Below are 17,246 nucleotides of genomic sequence, written 5' to 3' on the forward strand. Positions count from 1 at the left end.
ACATGCCATGCATCGGGCGTCACACACGGTGCGCCGCCGTGCATCGGCACTGTGGAAAATCCGAACACCTGCCGCGGCGATGTGCCGGCGCGGTGTTCAGAATCGGTACACCCGTTCATCGCGCGCGTGCCCCGCCAGCCGCGAGCGGCCGGGCGCACCGTTCCTGTTCCCTCTCGGCTCCGTTTGGCACGCATGTTGCGTAACCGGTGCAGCGCGATCCAACCGGCGCTGTATTCACACAAGCCAAGCACGATGAACAGGAGACATGTATGAACCCGTTTGACCTGAAACAACTGGGCCTCGACGTCGAATATCCGTATCGTCAGCAGTACGACAACTACATCGGCGGCAAGTGGGTTCCGCCGGTGAAGGGCGAGTATTTCGAGAACGTGTCGCCGATCAACGGCAAGCCGTTCTGCCGCGTGCCGCGCTCGAGCGCCGACGACATCGAGATCGCACTCGACGCCGCGCACGCCGCACGCCGCAAGTGGGGCAAGACGTCGGTGGCCGAGCGCGCGAACCTGCTGCTCGCCGCCGCCGACCGGATGGAGAAGAACCTGAAGCTGCTCGCGGTGGCCGAGACGATCGACAACGGCAAGCCGCTGCGCGAGACGATGGCAGCCGACCTGCCGCTCGCGATCGACCACTTCCGCTATTTCGCGGGCTGCATCCGCGCGCAGGAAGGCGGCATTTCGGAGATCGACGACAACACCGTCGCGTATCACTTCCATGAGCCGCTGGGCGTCGTCGGCCAGATCATCCCGTGGAATTTCCCGCTGTTGATGGCCGCATGGAAGCTCGCGCCGGCGCTCGCGGCCGGTTGCTGCGTGGTGATGAAGCCGGCCGAGCAGACGCCTGCGTCGGTGATGGTGCTGATGGAGCTGATCGGCGACCTGTTCCCTGCCGGCACGATCAACATCGTGAGCGGCTTCGGCAAGGAAGCGGGCGAAGCGCTCGCGACCAGCAAGCGGATCGCGAAGATCGCGTTCACCGGCTCGACGCCGGTCGGCAAACACATCCTGCGCGCGGCGGCCGAGAGCCTGATTCCGTCGACGGTCGAACTGGGCGGCAAGAGCCCGAACATCTTCTTCGCGGACGTGCTCGACCAGGACGACGCGTTCCTCGACAAGGCGCTCGAAGGCCTCGCGATGTTCGCGCTGAATCAGGGCGAAGTGTGTACGTGCCCGTCGCGGATCCTGATCCAGGAATCGATCTACGAGCGCTTCATCGAGAAGGCCGTCGCGCGCGTCGAGCGCATCAAGGCCGGCCACCCGCTCGACCTGCAGACGATGATTGGCGCGCAGGCATCGCAGCAGCAGCTCGACAAGATCCTGTCGTACATCGACATCGGCCGCGACGAAGGCGCGCAATGCCTGACGGGCGGCGAGCGCACGGCGCCGGCAGCCGAGCTCGGCACGGGCTACTACGTGAAGCCGACGATGCTGCTCGGCAACAACAAGATGCGCGTGTTCCAGGAAGAGATCTTCGGGCCGGTCGCGTCGGTGATGACGTTCAAGGACGAGCAGGAAGCGATCGAACTCGCGAACGACACGTTCTACGGGCTCGGCGCGGGCGTCTGGACGCGCAACGGCACGCGTGCGTACCGAATGGGCCGCGAGGTCGAGGCCGGCCGCGTGTGGACCAACTGCTACCACCTGTACCCGGCGCATGCGGCGTTCGGCGGCTACAAGCAGTCGGGCATCGGCCGCGAGACGCACAAGATGGCGCTGTCGAACTATCAGCAGACGAAGTGCCTGCTGGTCAGCTACCAGGCCGAGGCGCTCGGGTTCTTCTGATCGCCGAAGCAGGCGGCGAAGTGCCGGAGCCGGCCAGCAGCGCAACGCTGGCCGGTGCGGTTGACGGTTGCGGCCGGCGGCGGATTTCGCGGAAGGTTCGACGGCCGGACGATGCCTGTCCGGCCGTCAGGCGGCACCCGCGCCGACGCAATGCGCCGGTGAGCGTTCGTCCGGCACTTCGCCGTTTTCGCCTTTCGACATTCGACATTCGACATTCGATACGCGGCATCGGCTGCGCGTTGCCGGCGGTCGGTGTCGGTAACGGCATCGGTCGTCGCATCGCGCACCGATGGGCCTGATGGAAACCCGCATGGCAGAACCACCCCGATCCTATCCGCGCCACCCGGTGTTCCACGCCGGTGAGCTCGACGCGCATCGCCGGTTCGGCGTCGCCGACGAAGCCGAGCGGATGAGCGACGTCGTGACGACGCGGCTGAGCATCGGCGTGCGACAGTTCGTCGAGTCGCAGCCGTTCATGTTCGTCGGCGCGACGAGCGGCGGGCCGGCGCTCGTGACCTGCGACATCGTGCAGAGCAGGCGCGACGCGAACGGCGATCTGTGGCCGGTCGTGCGCGTGATCGACACGAAGACGCTGCGCTTCGCGCTGCCGATGCGCGGCGCAGGCGAGCGGATCGATGCGCGTGCTTGTGACGGCGGCGTCGGGTTGCTGTTCATCGATTTCGTGCGCGGCATCCGCTACCGGATCAATGGCCGCGCGACGTTGCGTACCGATCTGCCGGAAGCGGACGCGGCGCCCTGGCCGGCCGGCAGCCCGATCGTCGAACTGGCGGTCGGGCAGGCATACGGCAACTGCGGCACGCGGGTCGTGCGGTTGCGGCCCGGCGCGTAGCCCGTGGCCCGCGCGGCCTCTCGCAGCCGCCAGCCGCCGGTCGTGCATATGTCGCACCCGCATGGTGCGCGGCACGCCGTCTCCGGGTGCGCCCGCATGGCGCGCGTCGCCCGGGCAGCGTGGAATGACGGGCTTGTCGCCGGACCGAGCGGTTCGGCACGGGATTTGCGTGATGGACGCGGTTCCGGGCAGGTGAGGAGAACACGATGGATCAACGAGTGGCGTGCATCGGCGAGCCGACGGCCGAGGATACGCGGTGCAGCGCGCAGGGCGACGACGCGCTGGCCGGCCAGGCCGTCGTCAGCGTCGCGCATGACGCCGACGAGCAGGCGCGCAACCTGATCGGCTGGCGACAGACCTACGACCAGCTCGCGGCCGGCCGCTTCGTCGGCACGCTGACCGAGTTGCCGCTCGACACGATGAAGCTGTTTCGCGAATCGACCAGCCACCTGCTGCGCCAGGCGTGCGAGGTGCGCGGTGACGCTTACTGGTTCGGCGTCCCGCTGGTGAGCGACGGCACGGCGCGCGTCGATGCGTGCCGCATCGGGCCCGGTGCGCTCGCGTTCCGGCCCGGCAACGTCGAATTCGAATTGCTGACGCCTGCGCAGTTCTCGATCTACGGCGTCGTCGTGCGCGGCGACGTGCTGCGCCGTTATGCGGAGGAGGTCGAACACCGCGCGCTCGACGAGCGGCTGTTCACGCAGCACGTGATCCAGGTCGGCGACACGCGGCTCGCGCGTCTGTGTGCGTTGCTCGGCCGCCGGCTCGACGGTGCGGCGGCCGTGGGCGGCCCGCTGCCGGACGCGCAGCGCGACGACCTGCAGGCCGAGGTGCTGGCGGCATTGTTCGATGCGTGCGCGCAACCGGCGGACGACGGGGCCGGGGGCGCACCGTCGACGCGGCGCTGGATCGTCGAGCAGGCACGCGAATACGTGCTCGCCCATCGCACGCGGCCGGTCGGCGTGCCCGAGCTATGCGAGCAGCTTCACGTGAGCCGGCGCACGCTGCAGTACTGTTTCCAGGACGTGCTCGGCATGGCGCCCGCGACCTATCTGCGCACGCTGCGGCTGAACGGCGCGCGGCGCGACCTGTGCGGGCGGGTGGCGGGTTCGGTGCAGGATGTCGCGGAAGCGTGGGGTTTCTGGCATCTGAGCCAGTTCGCGACCGACTACCGGCGGTTGTTCGGCAAGCGACCGTCGGAAACGCTGCGCGAGCGCGCGACGATGGTGGCTGCCGGGTGAGCCACGCGGCGGCGCGTGGATGCCGCCGCTACCGCGTTCCGTTTCCCTGTCAGGCGCTGGCCCCCGCTTCGCGCGGCGCCGGCCACGGCAGCGCGTCCCAGTCGATCGCCCGGTAAGCGGCTTCGACCGCGGCGAGATCGTCCGGCCGCTCGCTGCGATGCAGTCCGTGCAATGCGTCCGGCAGGTCGAGCGTTACCGGCACGCAGTGCGGATAGTCGCGCACGCGCAGCGCCGGCGCGATCGTCGTGAAACAGCCGAGCGTCGGCACGTCGAAGCCGTCGGCGAGATGCAGTGCGGCCGTATCGGGCGCAAACAGCAGGCTCGCCCCCTTGACCCATGCAATGAAGCACGCGGTGTCGGCCGCATCGCGGCTCACGTCGACGTACGCAGGGTGCGCGATGGGGCCGAATCCGACCACCGGCAGCCCGTAGCGCCGTACCAGCCGTTCGACGAACGCCGCGCGCAGCGCGGGCGGCACGCTGCGCACCGCGGTGCTCGCGTTCGGGCAGAACAGCACGTACGGTCGCCGCCATTCGATCGGTAGCGCGGGCAGGCGTAACTGCGCGAGCCAGCGATTGCGCTTAGCGGCGGCCGGCACGGCGGCAGGATCCGCACCCAGCGCGTCGAGAAAGAAGTCGACCATCGGCAGCCGCGCGAATGAGGGCCAGTACAGGTGATTGCCGAGATCGATGCACGGCGCGTGTGCGGGCAGCGTTTCGACGGCGCATGGCAGCTGGCGCGACGGCCCGACGACGTCAGCGGCGAGCGCATACAGCGCGTCGACGTAGCGCGGCGCGCGGGCCGGCCGGTACAGCGTGAAGCGCAGGCCCGGATGCATGGCGCGCAGGGCGGCGAGCGCGGTCAGCCCGATCACCGAGTCGCCGAGTGCGACGCCCATGCCGTTGATCACGTGCACATCCGTCGCGCGGTCGTAGTCGAGCCGGAACGGGCGATGCACGGCGTGCAGCAGCCCGAGCGCCGGCGCGGCCGGAACGTGGCCTTCCGCACGACCGGCGCCGTGCTCGACGTCGTACGGCGCGACGAGCGTGCCGTCGGGCGCAAGCAGCGTGCCGGGGTGGGCCAGCGCGTCGTCGTGCGACAACGCGGGGCCAGCCGGCGCGGCACGCATCTCCACGATCATTCGCCGCGCGCGCGGCGGCCCTGTTCGCGGATCTGCTCGAGGGTCGCGGCCGGCGTGCTGGCGTCCTGCGGGATGCGGATCTCGATCAGCGCCGGCAGCCCGCAGGTCAGTGCGCGCTCCAGCGCGGGGGCGAAGTCCGCGGTGCGCTCGACCGTCTCGCCGTGCGCGCCGAACGCGCGCGCATAGGCGGCGAAATCGGGGTTCGTGAGCCCGGTGCCGTGCACGCGACCCGGATAGTTGCGCTCCTGATGCATGCGGATCGTGCCGAAATGCCCGTTGTTGACGACGATGGCTACAATGTTCAGCCCGTACTGCATCGCGGTCGCGAGCTCGTTGCCGGCCATCATGAAGCAGCCGTCGCCGGCGAGCGCGACGACGGCGCGCGACGGGTACAGCGACTTCGCGGCCAGCGCGGCGGGCAGCCCGTAGCCCATCGCGCCGCTGGTCGGCGCGAGCTGCGAGCGGAAGTGCCGGTACGCGAAGTGGCGATGCAGCCAGATCGCGTAGTTGCCGGCGCCGTTGGTCAGGATTGCGTCGTGCGGCAGGCGTTCGCGCAGTTGCACCATCACGTCGCCGAGCTGGACGTCGCCCGGCATCGGCAGCGGCGCATGCCATTCGTGGTACGCGCGATGCGCGTCGGCGGCCGTGCCGGCCCACACCGGCTGTGCCGGCGGCTCGAGCACGGCGAGCGGCGCCGCGATCTCGGGCATCCCGGACACGATCGGCAGGTCCGCCGCATATACGCGGCCGAGTTCATCCGCGCCCTGATGCACGTGGATCAGCGTCTGGCGCGTTTTCGGGATGTCGAGCAGCGTGTAGCCGCCCGTCGTCGCTTCGCCCAGGCGCGGCCCGATCACGAGCAGCAGGTCGGCGTCGCGGATGCGCTTGCCGAGCGCCGGATTGATCCCGAGGCCGACGTCGCCCGCGTAGTTCGGGTGCGCGTTGTCGAATGTGTCCTGGAAGCGGAATGCGCATGCGACCGGCAACTGCCAGCGCTCGACGAAGGTGCGCAGGTGCGCGCACGCATCGGGTGTCCAGCCGCTGCCGCCGACGATCGCGAACGGCCGCTCGGCGCGCGCAAGCCGTTCGCGCAGCTCGTCGAGCTGCGCGGCCGACGGCGATGCCGCGATGCGTTTCGCGGCCGGTGCGACCGGCTGCGGCGCGCACGCTTCGGACAGCACGTCTTCCGGCAGCGCGATCACGACCGGGCCGGGACGGCCTGAGGTCGCGACGTGGAACGCATGGCTCAGGTATTCGGGAATGCGGCGCGGGTCGTCGATCTGCGCGACCCATTTCGCCATCTGGCCGAACATCCGGCGGTAGTCGATTTCCTGGAAGGCTTCGCGGTCGAGGTGCTCGCGTGCGCACTGGCCGACGAACAGGATCATCGGCGTGGAATCCTGGAACGCGGTGTGCACGCCGATCGACGCATGGGTCGCGCCCGGCCCGCGCGTGACGAATGCGATGCCGGGGCGGCCGGTCAGCTTGCCGACCGCCTCCGCCATGTTCGCCGCCGCCGCTTCGTGGCGGCAGACGACCGTCTGGATGTGCGCGGTGTCGTCCGCCAGCGCATCGAGTACGGCGAGAAAGCTCTCGCCCGGCACGCAGAACGCGCGTTCGACGTGATTGGCGAGCAACGCATCGACGAGCAATCGTGCGCCGGTGGTGGCGCGTGGCTCGAGATCCTTGGAATGCGACATGGGCTGCCGTCTCCCTGGGTAGCGGGACGTACAGCTTACGCCCGTTGGCCGGCCGCCGGTACGCCGGCCGCTGAAAAGTGTCGGAACGCGGGGCGATTCGGGCAGCACGTGTTCCACGCGCCGGCTTCAGCTGGCCGAACGGCCAGCTTGTGCACACGGAGGCGATGGTGAAAAGTGGGCGTTCGGCGGCGAATCGATGCTTCACGGCCAATCGACGAACGGAACGCCATCGGAAGGCTTATGTACACACATGGATTTACATCGCAGACCGCGTTGGACAATGTACATCCGGGCGGAGATTGACATGCATACTACAAAGGTATTCCGGAACGGCAACTCGCAGGCCGTGCGGATTCCTGCCGACCTCGCCTATGAGCGCAGCGATATCGAGCTGGAAATCGAGCGCGTCGGTGACGAAATCCTTATTCGGCCGATGCGGCGGCCTTTGACCGATGTACTCCAGAAATTCGCGAAGTTCGGGCCGGACTTCATGGCCGAAGGGCGTGGGGATCAGGAGCAGACCGAACGCGAGGGTTGGTGATGCCGCGCTACATGCTCGACACCAACATGTGCATCTATTTGATGAGGCATCAGCCGGAGTCGGTCGCGAGACGATTTGTGCAGTGCTACACGGGTGACGTCGCGATGTCGGCGATCACGTACGCCGAGCTGGAGTACGGTGTCGCCGTGTGCGCGAGTCCTGCGCGGGAGCGTCGCAATCTTGCCGCGCTGATCGACGATATTCCTGTCGCGCCGTTCGACGTCGCGGCTGCGCAAGCATATGGCCCGGTTCGCGAGGCCGCGCGCGAGCGGAGGAAGGATCACCCCGACAAATTGATCGCCGCTCATGCGGTGTCGCTCGACGTCGTCCTCGTGACCAACAACGAGCAGGATTTCGTCAGCTATCCGGGATTGCGGCTGGAGAATTGGCTGAAGAACTAGCGTCGGGTGTCATGTCCGGCGGTAACGCGGGATATCGATCCGCCCGCGTTACCGCCGGAGCCGGCAATCAGCACTCGACGATATTCACCGCCAGCCCGCCGCGCGACGTTTCCTTGTACTTCGTCTTCATGTCGGCACCCGTCTCGCGCATCGTCTTGATCACCGAGTCGAGCGACACGTAATGCGAGCCGTCGCCGCGCAGCGCCATGCGCGCCGCATTGACGGCCTTCACCGACGCCATCGCGTTACGCTCGATGCACGGAATCTGCACCATCCCGCCGACCGGATCGCAGGTGAGGCCGAGGTTGTGCTCCATCCCGATCTCGGCCGCGTTCTCGACCTGACGCGGCGTGCCGCCGAGCACTGCCGTAAGCGCGCCGGCCGCCATCGAGCACGCGACGCCCACTTCGCCCTGGCAGCCCACCTCCGCACCCGAAATCGACGCGTTGAGCTTGTAAAGAATGCCGATCGCGGCAGCCGTCAGGAGGAAGTCGATCACGCCCTGCTCGTTCGCGCCCGGCGTGAAACGCGTGTAGTAATGCAGCACGGCAGGGATGATGCCGGCCGCGCCGTTGGTCGGCGCGGTGACCACACGGCCGCCGGCCGCGTTTTCCTCGTTGACCGCGATCGCGTACAGGTTGATCCAGTCGACCATCGACAGCGGATCCTGCAGCGCGCGCTCCGGGTTGCTGGTCAGCGCGCGGTACAACTGCGGCGCGCGGCGCTTGACCTGGAACGGGCCGGGCAGGTTGCCGTCGGCCTCCGGGTTGCTGATCCCGCAGCCGCGCGACACGCACGACTGCATCACGGCCCAGATCTTCAGCAGCCCGTCGCGGGTTTGTTCCTCGGTGTGCCATGCACGCTCGTTTTCCCACATCAGCTGCGCGATCGACTTGCCGGTCGACTCGGTCAGCGCGAGCAACTCGGCGCCGGTGCGAAACGGGTGCGTCATCTGCTCGGCCGCGCTCAGCACCTTCGTGTTCGGCGCGCCGGCCGTCACGACGAAGCCGCCGCCGACCGACAGGTAGGTCCGCTCGACCAGCACCGAGCCGTTCGCGTCGGACGCGCGCAGCTTCATCCCGTTCGGATGCTCGGGCAGCGCCTGCCGGTAGAACGCGATGTTCTCCTTCAGCACGAACGGCACCGGGTGCGTGCCGAGCAGCGCGAGCTGCTTCGTCTTGCGGATGTCTTCAAGCCGCGCGTCGATCGTCTCGGGGTCGACGGTGTCGGGCGCGTCGCCGAGCAGGCCGAGCATCACACCGCGGTCGGTGCCGTGGCCCTTGCCGGTTGCTCCGAGCGAGCCGTACAGCTCGACCTTCACATGCGCCGTCGCGTCGAGCAGCCCGTCGCGCTCGAGGCCCTGGGCGAACAACAGCGCCGCACGCATCGGTCCGACCGTATGCGAACTGGACGGACCGATGCCGATCTTGAAGAGGTCAAACACGCTGACTGCCATTTCGATTCCTGCCTTGCTTTATAAATACTACCGCGCCTGCAATGGCAGGCACGCGGCGAGCCATGCGGGCGGCATGGGGGATAGCTGCCGCGCGACGCGGGCATAGCGCCCGTCGAGCCGCGCGGCCAGATGAAAGAGTTCGGTGGCGTTTTTCGGGTCCCACTGCCCTGTGTAGCCGGGCAAGCCGGCTTCGCGACGTTTCGCGTCGAACGGCACCGGCGAATTCACGAATTCCTCGTGGGTCTTCTCGCCGAGCGCATACGGCACGAGCCAGTCGAGCGCCGCCGCGAGCGTCGCGCCGTTCGAGCCGCGCTCGCGCAGCCAGTTGCGGTTGAAGCGGCGCGCGGCCAGCGCGGCCGTCACCAGCGGCTGCAGGTCGTACACCGCGTAATGCAGCGCGTCGCGCTCGTCGAAATCCCAGGTCTTGCCGTCCGGGCCGATGTTGTCCGCGAGATGCTCGACGAACAGCCGTTGCGCGGCGTTCATCATCTTGCGGTCGCCGAGCGTGAACGCGGACAGCGCGATCAGCTTGATCCGGTGGCTCTGCCAGTTGTTGCGCCAGGTGCCTGTGAGCGGCCGCTTCTGTGCGTCCACCTGCGCGACGTAGCCGGCGCCCAGCTTCGCGATGAAGGTCGCCGTCGCATTGCGCGTCTTGACCGGCAGCGCGCTCGCCGTCATGTCGTACGCGATGATCAGGCTGTCGAGGCGCGTCTCGTCGATCGGGTTGAAGCTCGGCTGGTAAGTCGAAACCCACGCGGACAGGAAACGGTCGACGAGCTGCAGATAGCGCGGCGCATTCGTCACGCGCCATGCGAGCGCGGCGTCGCGCATCAGCTCCATGTCCTTCAGCGCTTCGGCACTCTGGTCGTAGATCCCTTCGTGCGGCAGCGTGTCCTCGGTGTGCACGCGCGCCATCGCCTTCGGCTGGTCGCCGATGTGCGCGTCGACGCTGCGGATCAGCGCCTGCACGCCCGGCTCTGCCTGCGTCGTCTCGCTTGCCTGCAATGCGGGCGCCGCGCAGAAATTCATCGCGGCATGTGCATTGCCGGCCGCGCCGAGGCCGGCAGCGGCAAACGACAGCGACGCGACGAGCAGCGGCGCGAAACGGCGCGTGCGCACCCGCTTCGGCACTGCACCATGGCCCGGAAACATCGGACGCACCATGCGGAACTCCTTGATTGGCTGGATCGCGTTTGATGTTAGCCGGATTGGCGGGCGAGCGTGAACCGGATGGTCGGGAGATGAACGCAAAAACCGCACGCAACCGGCGGTTGCGTGCGGTGTGGTCACGGCCGGACTCCGGGGTGAGGCAGGCGTTATGCGTACTCCGACATGGGCACGCACGAGCAGAACAGGTTGCGGTCGCCGTAGGCGTTGTCCGCACGGCCGACCGGCGGCCAGTACTTGTTCGTGCCCAGCGACGCGACCGGGTACGCAGCCTGCTCGCGCGAGTACGCGTGCGGCCATTCGTTCGCGGTGACGACGGCTGCCGTGTGCGGCGCGTGACGCAGCGGGTTGTCCTCGCGATCGGCGCGGCCTTCCTCGACGGCGCGGATTTCGTCGCGGATCGCGATCATCGCGGCGATGAAGCGGTCGAGTTCTTCCTGCGATTCCGATTCGGTCGGCTCGACCATCAGCGTGCCCGGCACCGGGAAGCTCATCGTCGGCGCGTGGAAGCCGTAGTCCATCAGGCGCTTCGCGACGTCGTCGACGCTGATGCCGCTGGTTTCCTTGATCGGACGCAGGTCGAGAATGCACTCGTGCGCGACCAGCCCGCCCGGGCCCGAATACAGCACCGGGTAGTGCGGCGCGAGGCGCTTCGCGATGTAGTTCGCGTTGAGGATCGCGGTTTCGGTGGCTGCGGTCAGGTTCTTCGCGCCCATCATCGCGATGTACATCCACGAGATCGGCAGGATCGACGCCGAGCCGTAAGGTGCCGCCGACACCGCGCCGATGCCGTCTTCCGCGCGCGTGTAGCCGGTCGAGCGCTGGTTCGGCAGGAACTTCGCGAGGTGCGCGCCGACCGCGACCGGGCCGACGCCCGGGCCGCCGCCGCCGTGCGGGATGCAGAAGGTCTTGTGCAGGTTCAGGTGCGATACGTCGCCGCCGAACTGGCCCGGCGCGGTCAGGCCGACCATCGCGTTCATGTTCGCGCCGTCGACGTACACCTGGCCGCCGTGCGCATGGACGATCTCGCAGATCTCGCGGACGTTCTGTTCGAACACGCCGTGCGTCGACGGATACGTGATCATGATCGCCGCGAGGTCGTTCGAATGCTGTTCGGCCTTCGCCTTCAGGTCGGCGATGTCGACGTTGCCCTGCGCGTCGCACGCGACGACCACGACCTTCATGCCGGCCATGTGCGCGGAGGCCGGATTCGTGCCGTGCGCGGATGCCGGGATCAGGCACACGTCGCGATGTGCTTCGCCGCGCGATGCGTGGTAAGCGTGGATGACCAGCAGGCCCGCGTACTCGCCCTGCGAGCCGGCGTTCGGCTGCAGCGACACGGCCGCGTAGCCGGTGGCCGCGACGAGCATCTGCTCGAGCTGGTCGATCATCTCGCGGTAGCCGACGGTCTGCTCGGCCGGTGCGAACGGGTGGATCCGGCCGAATTCGGGCCACGTGACGGGCAGCATTTCCGACGTCGCGTTCAGCTTCATCGTGCACGAGCCGAGCGGGATCATCGAGCGGTCGAGCGCGAGATCCTTGTCCGACAGGCTGCGCAGGTAGCGCAGCATTTCGGTTTCGGAATGGTGACGGTTGAACACGTGGTGCGTCAGGTACGTGCTCGTGCGCTCGAGGCCGGCAGGCAGCGCGGCGACGCCGGCGAGGCCTGCGTCCAGCGCGTCGACGGTCGGCGCGGTGCCGCCGGCCGCCTGTGCGAACACGGCGAGGAGATCGGCGAGGTCGTCACGGGTCGTCGTTTCGTCGACCGACACGCCGACTTGCGTGTCGCTCACGCGGCGCAGGTTGATGCGCTTGTCCTTCGCGAGTTGATGGACCTGCGCGGTGCGCGCGCCGGTGTCGATCGTCAGCGTGTCGAAGAACGTATCGTTGACGGTCGCGAAGCCGAGGTGCTTCACGCCGGCGGCGAGCAGCGCCGCGATGCGGTTCACGCGCAGCGCGATCGTCTTCAGGCCGTGCGGGCCGTGGTAGACCGCGTACATGCTCGCCATGATCGCGAGCAGCGCCTGCGCGGTACACACGTTCGACGTCGCCTTCTCGCGGCGGATGTGCTGTTCGCGCGTCTGCAGCGCAAGGCGCAGCGCGGGCTTGCCCTGCGCGTCGACGGTCACGCCGACGAGGCGGCCCGGCATCTGGCGCTTGAATTCGTCACGCACCGCGAGATACGCGGCGTGCGGGCCGCCGAAGCCCATCGGCACGCCGAAGCGCTGCGTGTTGCCGACCGCGACGTCCGCCCCCCATTCGCCGGGCGGCGTGAGCACGGTGAGCGCGAGCAGGTCGGCCGCGACGACGACATGGCCGCCGGCCGCGTGGATGGCCTCGGTGAGCGCGCGGTAGTCGCGCACGTCGCCGTTGACGCCCGGGTATTGCAGCAGCACGCCGAACGCGTTCGCTTGCGCGGCATCGGCGGCCGGGCCGGTCTTCACTTCGATGCCGACCGGCAGCGCGCGCGTGCGGATCACTTCAAGCGTTTGCGGCAGCACGTCGTCAGCGACGTAGAACACGTTCGACTTCGGCTTGCCGGTGCGCTGCAGCAGCGTCATCGCTTCGGCCGCGGCGGTGGCTTCGTCGAGCAGCGACGCGTTCGAGATCGCGAGACCGGTCAGGTCGGCGACCATCTGCTGGAAGTTCAGGAGCGCTTCGAGGCGACCCTGGGAAATTTCGGGCTGGTACGGCGTGTAAGCCGTGTACCACGCCGGGTTTTCGAGCACGTTGCGCAGGATCACGGCCGGCGTGTGCGAGTCGTAGTAGCCCTGGCCGATATACGAGCGGAACACCTGATTCTTGTCCGCGAGAGCGCGCAGCGCGGCGAGGGCTTCTGCCTCGCTCTTCGGTTGCGCGAACGGGCCGAGCGGCAGCGTTTCGGCGCGGCGGATCGAGGCCGGGATCACGGCGTCCATCAGGGCGGCGCGCGACGCGAAGCCGAGCGTGTCGAGCATGGCCTGCTGGCTGGCGGCATCGGGGCCGATGTGGCGTTCTGCGAACGCGTCGTGCGTTTCGAGCGCGGCGAGCGAGAGGGGCGTGCGGTTCATCAGGCGGTCCGGGTGTTCGAGCTTCATGGCGTGACTCTGGTCCCGCGCGAGGCCGGCTGGCCGGCCCGCGCGGTTCGGGTAAGGAAAATTAGTCGATCAGCTTGCTGTAGGCGTCAGCGTCGATCAGCTTGTCGGTCGACGCGCCGGCCGCGAGCTTGATCTTGAAGAGCCACGTGTCGTACGCGTCGCTGTTCACTTCTTCCGGCGAGTCGACGGCTTCTTCGTTGATGGCGATGATCTCGCCGGACACCGGCGAGTAGATGTCGGATGCCGCCTTCACCGATTCGACGACGCCGACGGCGTCGCCTTCCTGCACCGACTTGCCGACTTGCGGCAGCTCGAGAAAGACGATGTCGCCGAGCGTGTTCTGCGCGTGATCGGTGATGCCGACCGTCAGCGTGCCGTCGGCTTCGGTGCGGATCCACTCGTGTTCGTCGGTGTACTTCAGATCGGCCGGGACGTTGCTCATCGGATGCTCCTGGATAAAAGGTGTGTTCGTTATGCTGGCGCGCCGCCGGGCGCGCCGGGTGTGGTTGCGCCGGGCGCCATTTCCCGGCTTTCCGGGAGTCGGCGCCCCCGGTCGTTACGCAGCGAGGACCTTGCCGTTGCGCACGAACGGCAGTTTTACCACGCGCGCGGGAAGTTGCTTGTCTCGAATCTGCACATGAACGGTGTCGCCGACCTGGACGGCTGCCGGCACGCGTGCGAACGCGATCGATTCCTGCATCGACGGCGAGAACGTGCCGCTCGTGATTTCGCCTTCGCCGTGCGGCGTGACGACTTTCTGGTGTGCGCGCAGCACACCGCCCGCCTTGCCGTTTTCCTTTTGCAGGATCAGGCCGACGAATGCGGCACGCGAGCCGTCGCGCTCGAGCGCGGCGCGGCCGACGAATTCGCGCGGCGCCGACAGGTCGACCGTCCACGCGAGGCCCGCGTCGAGCGGCGACACGTTGTCGTCCATGTCCTGGCCGTACAGGTTCATGCCGGCCTCGAGGCGCAGCGTGTCGCGCGCGCCGAGCCCGCACGGGCGCACGCCGTTCTGCTGCAGCGCGTTCCACAGCGCTTCCACGTGCACGGCCGGGACGATCACTTCGAAGCCGTCTTCACCGGTGTAGCCGGTGCGTGCGATGGTGAGATCGCCGAACGGCGTGCCGGCGACCTGCGCGGCGTTGAACGGCTTCAGTTCGCTGGTCGCGGCGCGTGCGGCGGGCACCGTCGTCCAGGTTTTTTCGCGTGCGTTCGGGCCCTGGACGGCGACGATCGCGAAATCGCGGCGCGGCGCGATGGTCAGGCCGTAACCGCCTTGTTCGTTGAGCTGGTTGAACCACGCGATGTCTTTCTCGGCCGTGCCTGCGTTGACGACGACGCGGAAGAAGTCTTCGGTGAAGTAATAGACGATCAGGTCGTCGATGACGCCGCCCTGCGGATTGAGCAGGCACGAGTAGAGCGCCTTGCCGGGGATCCTGAGCTTGCCGACGTTGTTCGCGATCGCGTGCTCGAAGAATGCGCGCACGCGGCTGCCGGTGAAATCGACGACGCACATGTGCGACACGTCGAACATGCCGGCGTCGGTGCGCACGGCTTCGTGTTCTTCGATCTGCGAGCCGTAGTTGACGGGCATGTCCCAGCCGCCGAAGTCGACCATGCGGGCATTGAGCGCGCGGTGCGCGGCGTTGAGCGGGGTGTGATTCAGTGCAGTCATCGAGGCCTCAGGCAAGGCGCTTGCGCGCGGGTCAGAACGGCCATGTGCCGACCACTGCGGCTGTGTGGCCTGCGAGCGATCCGGTACATGCCCCTCTGTCCTCGATACCTGAGAGATTGCGCTGCGGCAAAGCCGGCGAACGCGCGCCCCTTCGGTGGGCAGCTTGCCCGCGCTGCATATGCGCAACGGGCTACTGCCGCTCTCCAGAGTGCAGGGAGTGCGGCCCGCGCGATGCGCGGACGGGATTCCCCGACGCGGTCGGTCCTTTTGCCTGAGAGTTTGCGGGTGTGCCCCTTCGGCGGCGCGACCGGCGTTACAGCTACGCGGTCACACGCTCTCCCGACGCGTGCGGGCGACTGTACGCGAGCGGGTGGGCATTGTCAATTTGAGCAAAAAAATGTCGCTTTGCGACAAGCGGCGGCATGGGGTGCCGCCGCTTTTTCGCCGCCGGCGGGCGCCGGCGTTACTCGCCGATCGCGCGCGCGGCAGTGTCGAGTTCCTGGTTCAGCACGCGCTGCTCGTCGCCGGACAGGCCGCCGCCGTGCTGCGCCGACATGTCGTTCGACTCCTGGCGGATGACGTCGAGGCGGTGGTGCAGCTGCGCACCGTACGGCGGCGGGTAGTAGCCGCCGTTCACGCGCGCATCGATCCGGCGGTGCAGGTTGTCGATCCGGCCCTGGATCTCCTGCAGGCGATCGTTCGCGACGACTTGCGGGTTCGGCCGCGGTGGTGGCGGCGCCTGTCGCGCCGGCCGCTGCGGCTGCACGACACAGGCCGCGAGCGAGGAAACCAGGACGCAGCATGCCGCTGCGCGAATCAACCGTTGCATCACATTCTCCTGACGGTTTGGTGTCGGATCGACTTTTTGAGAAACGCGTCAGACCGGCTCACCGCTGACTTGCGTTCCCGCACCATTTGTAACGGAATGTTCGGAACGGCGCCACCGCAGTGGCGCCGCGTGGGGTCTGCCCGCGTGCTGTGCGGCAACGCACGGGGCGGGGGCAGCGTGCGGCCCGATCGGCACTGACCCGGCCGGCAGCCGTCAGACCATCCGGCGCACGAAGGGTACCCGGCGGCCGTCGTGCTCGCTCTGTGCTGCGAGCTCGATGATCGTCATCACGTCGACGGCGTCCTGCGGCGTGACCGGGAACGGCGCGCCGTCGTGGACCGACGCGGCGAGCGCGCGGTAGAACTCTGCGTACTGGCCGTCGAGCGTGGGCACCGGCCGTTCGATCTCGACTTCGCCGTCGAGTACGCGCAGTACGCCGGGGGGATTGCCGCCGCCGAATTCGACGTCGTCCGGCGTGAGGCCGGCTTTCAACTGGTCTTCCTGCGTGTCGAGCCCGAACTTCTGATAGCTGCCGCGCGTGCCGTGCAGCGTGAAGCGGGCGGGCTCGATCGCCGACAGCGCACTGGCGTGCAGCGCGACGTCCTTGTCCGGATAGCCGAGCAGCAGGTGCACGAAGTCGGGCGCCGTGCCGTTGTCGCGGCGCGTCTTGACCGTCGCACTCACCGTCTCGGGCAGCCCGAACAGCGCGAGCGCCTGGTCGATCAGGTGCGGGCCGAGGTCCAGCAGCAGGCCGCCGCCGCGCGCGGGCTCCTCGCGCCAGCGCGTGCGCGGGGTCGGCCGGAAGCGGTCGAAGTGCGACGTGAAATAAGTGAGCCGGCCGAGTTCGCCCGATTCGACGATGCGGCGCACGGTGAGGAAGTCGCCGTCCCAGCGGCGGTTGTGGAACGGTGCGAACAGGCGGCTGCGTGCATTCGCGAGCCGCGCGAGCGCGAGCGCTTCGTCGGCGGTGAGCGTGACGGGCTTGTCGACCACGACGTGGCGGCCGGCTTCGAGCACCTGACGCGCGAGCGCGAAGTGCGTGTCGTTGGGCGTGGCGATCACCACGCAGTCGATGTCATCGAGGCCGAGCAGCGTATCGAGATCGGGGACGATGCGCGCGCCCGGATACGCGGCGCGCGCGCGATCGGCCTGGCCCGTCGCGATCGCGGCGACCTCGGTGCGGCCGCTCGTGGCGATCACGGGCGCGTGGAACGTCGCGCCGGCGAAACCGAAACCCATCAAACCAATCCTGAGCAATGACGACATGGCAAATCCCTGGCTGCGAACGAAACGAAAGGATGGATGGCGCGCCGCGAAGGCGCGGGCACGACCGGCTATTTTGGCACGGCGCGACGGCGTGTACCGGCGCGTT

14 protein-coding genes and 2 riboswitches are annotated in these 17,246 nt (G+C 68.2%); of the genes, 5 read left to right on the forward strand and 9 right to left on the reverse strand.

The window, feature by feature from the left end:
• Positions 1-269: 269 nt before the first annotated feature.
• The 3 genes from exaC to J7024_RS01775 all read left to right on the forward strand — a co-directional run bounded on the left by exaC (position 270) and on the right by J7024_RS01775 (position 3,887).
• A complete protein-coding gene (gene exaC / locus J7024_RS01765) occupies positions 270-1,796 on the forward strand; it encodes an acetaldehyde dehydrogenase ExaC (RefSeq protein WP_124828822.1) in 1,527 nt (508 codons plus the stop codon).
• 310 nt (positions 1,797-2,106) lie between these two features.
• A complete protein-coding gene (locus J7024_RS01770) occupies positions 2,107-2,646 on the forward strand; it encodes a hypothetical protein (RefSeq protein WP_124828821.1) in 540 nt (179 codons plus the stop codon).
• A gap of 206 nt (positions 2,647-2,852) precedes the next feature.
• On the forward strand, positions 2,853-3,887 hold the full coding sequence (locus J7024_RS01775) for a helix-turn-helix domain-containing protein (RefSeq protein ID WP_175751702.1): 1,035 nt from the start codon (positions 2,853-2,855) through the stop codon (positions 3,885-3,887).
• A 49-nt stretch (positions 3,888-3,936) separates the two neighbouring features.
• Here J7024_RS01775 and J7024_RS01780 read toward each other — a convergent pair whose 3' ends face one another.
• Both J7024_RS01780 and J7024_RS01785 read right to left on the reverse strand, forming a co-directional pair.
• Positions 3,937-5,028 carry a glycosyltransferase family 9 protein gene (locus tag J7024_RS01780; protein ID WP_124828819.1) on the reverse strand — a complete coding sequence of 364 codons (1,092 nt, stop codon included), beginning with the start codon at positions 5,026-5,028 and terminating at the stop codon, positions 3,937-3,939.
• Entirely contained in the window at positions 5,025-6,728 is a 1,704-nt protein-coding gene (locus tag J7024_RS01785; RefSeq protein WP_124828818.1) for a thiamine pyrophosphate-binding protein, read from the reverse strand. The genes J7024_RS01780 and J7024_RS01785 overlap by 4 nt, the downstream gene beginning before the upstream one ends.
• 304 nt (positions 6,729-7,032) lie before the next feature.
• Here J7024_RS01785 and vapB point away from each other — a divergent pair, with 304 nt between their 5' ends.
• Positions 7,033-7,269, forward strand: a complete 237-nt coding sequence (gene vapB / locus J7024_RS01790; protein WP_124828855.1) for a type II toxin-antitoxin system VapB family antitoxin — start codon at positions 7,033-7,035, stop codon at positions 7,267-7,269.
• Entirely contained in the window at positions 7,269-7,670 is a 402-nt protein-coding gene (locus tag J7024_RS01795; protein WP_124828816.1) for a type II toxin-antitoxin system VapC family toxin, read from the forward strand. Before vapB ends, J7024_RS01795 begins: the two co-directional genes overlap by 1 nt.
• Before the next feature lie 67 nt (positions 7,671-7,737).
• Here J7024_RS01795 and J7024_RS01800 read toward each other — a convergent pair whose 3' ends face one another.
• The 7 genes from J7024_RS01800 to J7024_RS01830 form a co-directional block, all read right to left on the reverse strand.
• Complete coding sequence (locus J7024_RS01800) at positions 7,738-9,126, reverse strand: L-serine ammonia-lyase (protein ID WP_124828815.1); 1,389 nt, start codon at positions 9,124-9,126, stop codon at positions 7,738-7,740.
• A 27-nt stretch (positions 9,127-9,153) separates the two neighbouring features.
• Positions 9,154-10,290: an alginate lyase family protein gene (locus tag J7024_RS01805; RefSeq protein WP_124828814.1), complete on the reverse strand. Its 1,137-nt coding sequence runs from the start codon at positions 10,288-10,290 to the stop codon at positions 9,154-9,156.
• A 152-nt stretch (positions 10,291-10,442) separates the two neighbouring features.
• Positions 10,443-13,370: an aminomethyl-transferring glycine dehydrogenase gene (gene gcvP / locus J7024_RS01810; RefSeq protein WP_124828813.1), complete on the reverse strand. Its 2,928-nt coding sequence runs from the start codon at positions 13,368-13,370 to the stop codon at positions 10,443-10,445.
• 61 nt (positions 13,371-13,431) lie between these two features.
• Entirely contained in the window at positions 13,432-13,812 is a 381-nt protein-coding gene (gene gcvH / locus J7024_RS01815; protein WP_124828812.1) for a glycine cleavage system protein GcvH, read from the reverse strand.
• A gap of 114 nt (positions 13,813-13,926) precedes the next feature.
• Positions 13,927-15,045, reverse strand: a complete 1,119-nt coding sequence (gcvT, locus tag J7024_RS01820; RefSeq protein ID WP_124828811.1) for a glycine cleavage system aminomethyltransferase GcvT — start codon at positions 15,043-15,045, stop codon at positions 13,927-13,929.
• Between the two features lie 85 nt (positions 15,046-15,130).
• Positions 15,131-15,262: riboswitch (glycine riboswitch) on the reverse strand.
• 32 nt (positions 15,263-15,294) lie between these two features.
• Positions 15,295-15,397, reverse strand: a riboswitch (glycine riboswitch).
• 111 nt (positions 15,398-15,508) lie between these two features.
• Positions 15,509-15,874 (reverse strand): hypothetical protein, encoded by a 366-nt coding sequence (locus tag J7024_RS01825; RefSeq protein ID WP_124828810.1) that lies wholly within the window; start codon positions 15,872-15,874, stop codon positions 15,509-15,511.
• Positions 15,875-16,087: 213 nt separating this feature from the next.
• Positions 16,088-17,140 (reverse strand): oxidoreductase, encoded by a 1,053-nt coding sequence (locus tag J7024_RS01830; RefSeq protein ID WP_175751700.1) that lies wholly within the window; start codon positions 17,138-17,140, stop codon positions 16,088-16,090.
• Between the last annotated feature and the right edge of the window lie 106 nt (positions 17,141-17,246).

The sequence above is a fragment of the Burkholderia sp. WTPI3 genome, assembly GCF_021483755.1.
Lineage (GTDB): Bacteria > Pseudomonadota > Gammaproteobacteria > Burkholderiales > Burkholderiaceae > Burkholderia.

What these genes read in the sequence shown, in the direction of transcription:
- exaC (WP_124828822.1), top strand. Translation starts at nt 270, where the DNA reads ATGAACCCGTTTGACCTGAAACAACTGGGCCTCGACGTCGAATATCCG.
- J7024_RS01770 (WP_124828821.1), top strand. Translation starts at nt 2,107, where the DNA reads ATGGCAGAACCACCCCGATCCTATCCGCGCCACCCGGTGTTCCACGCC.
- J7024_RS01775 (WP_175751702.1), top strand. Translation starts at nt 2,853, where the DNA reads ATGGATCAACGAGTGGCGTGCATCGGCGAGCCGACGGCCGAGGATACG.
- J7024_RS01780 (WP_124828819.1), bottom strand. Translation starts at nt 5,028, where the DNA reads ATGATCGTGGAGATGCGTGCCGCGCCGGCTGGCCCCGCGTTGTCGCAC.
- J7024_RS01785 (WP_124828818.1), bottom strand. Translation starts at nt 6,728, where the DNA reads ATGTCGCATTCCAAGGATCTCGAGCCACGCGCCACCACCGGCGCACGA.
- vapB (WP_124828855.1), top strand. Translation starts at nt 7,033, where the DNA reads ATGCATACTACAAAGGTATTCCGGAACGGCAACTCGCAGGCCGTGCGG.
- J7024_RS01795 (WP_124828816.1), top strand. Translation starts at nt 7,269, where the DNA reads ATGCCGCGCTACATGCTCGACACCAACATGTGCATCTATTTGATGAGG.
- J7024_RS01800 (WP_124828815.1), bottom strand. Translation starts at nt 9,126, where the DNA reads ATGGCAGTCAGCGTGTTTGACCTCTTCAAGATCGGCATCGGTCCGTCC.
- J7024_RS01805 (WP_124828814.1), bottom strand. Translation starts at nt 10,290, where the DNA reads ATGGTGCGTCCGATGTTTCCGGGCCATGGTGCAGTGCCGAAGCGGGTG.
- gcvP (WP_124828813.1), bottom strand. Translation starts at nt 13,370, where the DNA reads ATGAAGCTCGAACACCCGGACCGCCTGATGAACCGCACGCCCCTCTCG.
- gcvH (WP_124828812.1), bottom strand. Translation starts at nt 13,812, where the DNA reads ATGAGCAACGTCCCGGCCGATCTGAAGTACACCGACGAACACGAGTGG.
- gcvT (WP_124828811.1), bottom strand. Translation starts at nt 15,045, where the DNA reads ATGACTGCACTGAATCACACCCCGCTCAACGCCGCGCACCGCGCGCTC.
- J7024_RS01825 (WP_124828810.1), bottom strand. Translation starts at nt 15,874, where the DNA reads ATGCAACGGTTGATTCGCGCAGCGGCATGCTGCGTCCTGGTTTCCTCG.
- J7024_RS01830 (WP_175751700.1), bottom strand. Translation starts at nt 17,140, where the DNA reads ATGTCGTCATTGCTCAGGATTGGTTTGATGGGTTTCGGTTTCGCCGGC.